Origin of the sequence: Nocardia sp. NPDC058497, from assembly GCF_042720195.1 — a bacterium.
Classification (GTDB): Bacteria; Actinomycetota; Actinomycetes; order Mycobacteriales; family Mycobacteriaceae; genus Nocardia.
Genome location: NZ_JBHXMY010000410.1, coordinates 1 through 5,375 on the forward strand (window position 1 = coordinate 1; position 5,375 = coordinate 5,375).

A 5,375-nucleotide genomic window follows, 5' to 3' on the forward strand; every position below is an offset into this window, starting at 1 on the left:
ACCGGCACCAATCCCGCATCGCATGGGCGGTCATCTCGGTGCCGTTGTCCATCCGGATGTGGGCCGGCATTCGACCGGTGTCGGCAAGGATCTCGTCGAGCACTCCGACTAATTGATCAGCGGTGCATGATCGAAACGCTCTGGTGGCCAATGCTTCCCGCGTGAACTCGTCGACGATGTTGAGAAACCGGACTTGCCGCCCGTCGACGGTGACATCGACCTGGAAATCCAGTGCCCACATCTGATCGGGCGCGCACGCCCGCAGCCGTTGGTTGCGGCCGGCGCCGATCCGTCGCTTCTTCCGGACCTTAGCCGGCCGCTTCAACCCCTCCTCACGCCAAAGGCGCTGGGTCCGTTTGTGGTTGGTGACAATACCCTCGCCGCGGCACAATGCGTGCGCCTTGCGCCATCCCCACCGCGGATGATTGCGCGAGATCTCACGCAACCGAGCACGCAACGCTCGGTCGATCCCGGCGATCGTGGGCGGGCGGCGTTGCACCGACCTGGACTGCCCCACCACGCGACAGGCGCGGCGTTGCGACACCCGAAACCGTTGCTGCAGAACCACCACGGCCCTGCGGCGGCGGTCCGGGCTCAGAAGTTTCCCCGGTTCACTTCCTTGAGCATGTCGATATCGAGGGCCTGCTCGGCGACCATCTTCTTCAGCCGCGCGTTCTCGCGCTCGAGCTCCTTGAGCCGTTTCGCGTCGTCGGACTTCATGCCGCCGTACTGAGCCTGCCAGCGATGCCAGGAGGCCTCGGAAATCTCGAGGTGTTTGCACACCTCGTCGATCGAGAATCCCTGCCCGATCAGCTTCTCGCCCTCGCGGAGCTTGCGGATGATCTGCTCGGGGGTGTGTCGTCGTCGTGCCATGTCGTGTTCTCGTCCTCCTGCACCCATTCTGGTGCATCAGAACTCTCACAACCGTTGGACCTGCTCAGCGGGCTCCAGTCAGATCGGCGCCGTCGGCAGCGCAGCGCCCGCGTAGACCTGGGCCTCTGACGAACCAAGTAGGAAGAGTTGCATCCGGTGCATCACGCTTGTGCACTGGGCACATCAGGTCCTGAACCTTGCCGTGACGATCGTCAAACGCACCGAACCCGGCTTCGTCGTGCTGCCGCGTCGCTGGGTCGTGGAACGAACCTTCGCCTGGATCAGCAAACACCGCCGCTGTGTCCGCGACTACGAAGCCCGCCCCGACCACCACGAATCCATGGTTACATCGCCACCATCATGACCATGTCACGCCGACTCGCCCGAGCATGACCGAAGTTCCCGGATGCTCACTGAGAGGTGCCCGGGAAAGCGGGCAGTCAGCTGGGCGCAGCCAGGACGCGAGCGGTGTAGGTCAGAGCGGCGTCCAGGCTCGCGTCGAAGGCGTCGTCTCGGAGTGTGGAGGTCTTGCATAGGAGTGCGACATCCTTGGTGTCGAATTCCAACGTCGGTGTCATCAGGACGTCGCTCGGCATCCGGCTGCGCCGTGCCAGTCGCCTGTAGATCAGCAACTGGCAGAGCAGAATTCGCCAGTAGATCGGGCGGTCCTCGGCGCGGAAGTTGTACAAGGGATTGCAGAACAGACCCAGACACTTGTGGCGCGCGTCTCTGGTCAAGTCGAACAGTTCGAGGTACTGCTTCTCGAATTCCGCTGCGGTGGCTGCCCGTCCCGCGTCGCGGTTGAGGCACAGCTCGATGGCGGGATCGAGCCGACCGCGGGTGATGCCCTGCCACCAATAGATCGCTGGTTCGACCTGCCGCTTCTGACGCCAACCCGCTACCAGCGGATCGTACGGGAAGGCCGGCGGGATCTCAGCGATCACGTAGTCGTCGAGGTGGGTTTGGTAGGCCGCCCGCGCGAGGGTGTAGATCTCCGACAGGCGGTGCTCGAATCGGAGATCGACGAAGTTCGTTGTTTCGCGCAGCAGCGTGGACCAGGCCAGCGGTTCGAGCAGCGCGTGCGTGATAGCGATGGTTTCCGAGGAATTGCTCAGCATCCAGCTGCCCGTGGTCGTCGCCTGCAGGACCTGGGCGCGGCGCGGATCTGCCAGCGCGATGATCCGGGACGCGGCGAACTCCGCGCTCTCGGCCAGCTTGAGGACGATGGGTTCGCTTTGGGCATAGATCTTCGCGCGCGCTTGGTATTCGAGATTGCGGTGTGCTTCGGCAGCAGCGGCTTCTTGTGCCAATTTCGCCTTCAGCTGCTCGACCTCTTTGGAGGTCCGCGCCGCGGATCGAACGGTGTAAGCAGCAGAGCCCAGCGCGATCACACCGGCCACCGCAGAGGGCAGAACCGTGGTCAGTTGACTCGTAAACGACATGGTCGGGGCCTTTGGTCGAGAACTGGCTGACTTACCGAGTGTGGTCCCGGTTGACCGACAGTATCGTCGCTGCGCCTGGCTCCTGGGACCGGAATTCGGAACCACCCGCGCTAAGGGGTACCGGTAGTAATCGCGAGCAACGAAGTTCGCCTGAACTGGCAAAACAGCCGGGTTCACGGGCGGCCCGGCGACTGACGTCCGAGCAGTCCAGGGCGACCCGGGGCACCTCCAAATCCACCCGAAATTCGGCCAACGCTACTGGTACCCCTGCTAGCCGGACACGTCGCTGCCGTTGTCATCTTCGGCCCTGCACTATGTGGCTGCGGTGATCCGTCGGGCACCGCCGTGAGATCGGCCCCGGGCTCGAGGTCTCGACAACCACCACCCGGCGCCACGACAACACAGGAAGCCCTCTGGTCGTGATCAGGTGTGGCAATCAGCCATTCGACGGGCTGGTTAGCCGGTTCGGGGCGGAACATCCAGCGAGGCAAGTCGTTCAGATCTCGTTCGCCACGCCCGATCACGGCGGCGGTAATTTACTCGGATCGTCAAACGTCCCGGGGGGGCATGGTGAATGCTTGTCGACGTATACTGCCCCAGTCTGGTCGACGTATTCGCCGCGTTGCGGATCCCACACGTGTTGATGGCGATATCCGCAAAACTTTCCGTTTGCCATCAAGGCTATGCCGATGGCCATTCCGATTGCAGCCAGGGGAACGCCGATAACAGTGGCAATAATCGCCAAGACATCACCTGGTCCGAAATCTACCTTGAACTCGGAGATTACCTTCGCTCCGCGAATGGCGTCCCAGTTGTCTCTGATAAAAGGATCCTCTCCTTTGTCGTCCCAGGTATGGGCTCGGTTGCCTCCGAGCACCAGAGTTCCTTCCACGTCACCGTTCTCGACAAACGCAAGGCCCCGCCCTAGGGACGCCTTCAGGTCTACGACGGAGGTCATTGTCACGTCGTAGCTCAATGCGCCCGTAGATCGCATGCTGCCGTTGTATCTCCAAGCTCCGGAAGAGCTGAGCGTGAGCTCCGCCCAGCCGTTCGCAGCAGCACCGTCAACATGAATGACGCCAGTCCTGATGAAACGAGTGTCCGCGACACTGAAGACGACCTGATTGGCGTCATTGATGTGGACTGCTCCGCGCTCAAAGCGTGCCCAGGTGGTTCCCGGATCGGGCACGGGATTCTCCCCGGAGAATGGGTAGCCCAGGTAGGACCGCTCGGCACCCAAGCCGAGCCAGTGATTGAATATATGACCGCGAATTACTTGAGCACCTGTTCGGGACGAGAAATAGATTGAACCACGTTGGAATGCATTGAATCGGCCGCCGCCGTCTGCGGAGCTTTCATCGTTGAGCGGGAATCCGAGAGCAGCCGAACCTCCAGCTTGTACGTACTTTTGTAGGATGTCGCCGCACACCCACTTCGCGCCGGAATCTTCTTCGTAGTAGATGTCTCCTGCCGGATATTTTCGAACGTAGCCGCCGCCGGGAGCTTCGCGTGTCGCGGAAAGAGGCGTGCGATCCCCTGGTGGCCCTTCGGCCCAATTCGCAGCCTTGCGCCCGATGCGCTCAGCCGCTTTCAGCTCGGGCGTGAAGTCGGGAAGCCGGTAGAAAGCTTCGTGCACCTGCTTGTCGGTGCCGACGTAGGCGATGTGCTGCACATTGTCGTTCGGCGTGTACCAGCTACTTGGGCTGGTACCGGATGCGACTGCGGTTTCGTCGATACTGGGCACGTTGTGATGCCACTGCCCATCACCGCCCGACAATCGGTAGAACGCCTCATGCACCTGCTGGTCGGTGCCCACGTAGGCGATGTGCTGCACATCGTCACTGGGGGTGTACCAGCTGGTTGGGCTGGTGCCGGGCGCTACTTGGATGTCGGCGGCGCTGGGCACGTTGTGGTGCCAGAAATTGTCGCCGCCGTAGCGGTAGAAGGCTTCGTGCACGTGCTGGTCGGTGCCCACGTAGGCGATGTGTTGCACAACGTCCGTCGGAGTGAACCAGCTCGTCGGACTCGTCCCGGGCGCGATCTCGATGTCGCCGATACTGGGCACGTTGTGATGCCACTGATTGTCGCCCATGATGATCGCTTCTTTCACTCGACGGGAAGGTCTCGGGACCAACCCTGCTTGCGCTGTGCCTGTTCGCCGCTACCGAGTCGTTCCGAGCTGTCGGCTGAACACCGATCGAGTGTCGGCTGCACACCCCGCGCTCACATCGTATGAACGGCTGATGCGAACCTGGCGATTCTCCTGTCAGCCAACAATCCAAGAGCGGATCATCAACGGGTGCACAACGATCCGGTGGATCTCGAGACCTTCTCCACCACGGTGGAATCGATCTACGCCGCGGCGGCCGAACCATTGCTATGGCCAGACACCGTAGACCGGATCGTCACCATGTTCGAGGCTGCAGTTGGATCACTGGTGACCAGCGCTCCCGACGACCAGCGCATCGCGCTGGGCGTCGGTCTGGGCACCGCGTCGGTCGACAGCTACAACCGCTACTACCGCGACCTGGATCCGATCGCGAGCATCGTGGCCCGCAGCGCAGTGGGCGAGGTCGGCTGTGTTTTCGAAGTGCTTTCGCGGCGCCAGTTGACCGAGAGCGAGTTCTTCGTCGACTGGGCGCGCCCGACCGGTCTGGGCGACGGGGTGTTCGCTCGTTTCTCCGATCGTCCTGAAGGCCCGTCGTGGTTGTGTGTCGCGGCCGAACCGAACAAGGGCTTCGCATCGACAGGCCGCATCGAGTTGATTCGCCATCTCGTCCCGCACCTCCGTGCTGCGGCCGCGATCCAGCTCAGGTCCGTCGAAGCCTCGCGAAACCTGCGGTTGACCACGCAGATTCTCGAACACCTCGATGGCAGCGCGCTCCTTGTCGACGAGGACGGCCGTATCCACCATATGAACGCTGCTGCCCGCATGATCTTCACCCGCGCCGACGGCCTTCTCGTCGTGCACGGCGGCAAACTGGGCACCTCTGTCGGCACCGATCGGGTGGCTCTGCGCGAACTGGTGCTGCGGGCGTGCGGTCACCTGTGTGTTTTCCC

Annotated in this window: 6 protein-coding genes; 2 read left to right on the forward strand and 4 right to left on the reverse strand. The window is 62.4% G+C overall.

What is annotated here, in order from left to right:
• Both ACFWPJ_RS23390 and ACFWPJ_RS23395 read right to left on the reverse strand, forming a co-directional pair.
• Positions 1-445, reverse strand: a 445-nt coding sequence (locus tag ACFWPJ_RS23390) for a DDE-type integrase/transposase/recombinase (RefSeq protein WP_378854527.1), incomplete at its 3' end; no start/stop codon positions are given.
• 149 nt (positions 446-594) lie between these two features.
• Entirely contained in the window at positions 595-873 is a 279-nt protein-coding gene (locus ACFWPJ_RS23395; RefSeq protein WP_378854528.1) for a transposase, read from the reverse strand.
• Positions 874-1,075: 202 nt separating this feature from the next.
• Here ACFWPJ_RS23395 and ACFWPJ_RS23400 point away from each other — a divergent pair, with 202 nt between their 5' ends.
• A complete protein-coding gene (locus ACFWPJ_RS23400; protein ID WP_378854529.1) occupies positions 1,076-1,237 on the forward strand; it encodes a hypothetical protein in 162 nt (53 codons plus the stop codon).
• 76 nt (positions 1,238-1,313) lie between these two features.
• Here the strand turns inward: ACFWPJ_RS23400 and ACFWPJ_RS23405 are convergent, their stop codons facing one another.
• Both ACFWPJ_RS23405 and ACFWPJ_RS23410 read right to left on the reverse strand, forming a co-directional pair.
• The gene (locus ACFWPJ_RS23405; protein WP_378854530.1) at positions 1,314-2,264 is read right to left on the reverse strand and encodes a hypothetical protein; all 951 of its coding nucleotides are present in this window, start codon (positions 2,262-2,264) and stop codon (positions 1,314-1,316) included.
• A 571-nt stretch (positions 2,265-2,835) separates the two neighbouring features.
• The gene (locus ACFWPJ_RS23410) at positions 2,836-4,425 is read right to left on the reverse strand and encodes an LGFP repeat-containing protein (RefSeq protein WP_378854531.1); all 1,590 of its coding nucleotides are present in this window, start codon (positions 4,423-4,425) and stop codon (positions 2,836-2,838) included.
• 189 nt (positions 4,426-4,614) lie between these two features.
• Here ACFWPJ_RS23410 and ACFWPJ_RS23415 point away from each other — a divergent pair.
• Positions 4,615-5,375, forward strand: a 761-nt coding sequence (locus tag ACFWPJ_RS23415; protein WP_378854532.1) for a hypothetical protein, incomplete at its 3' end; no start/stop codon positions are given.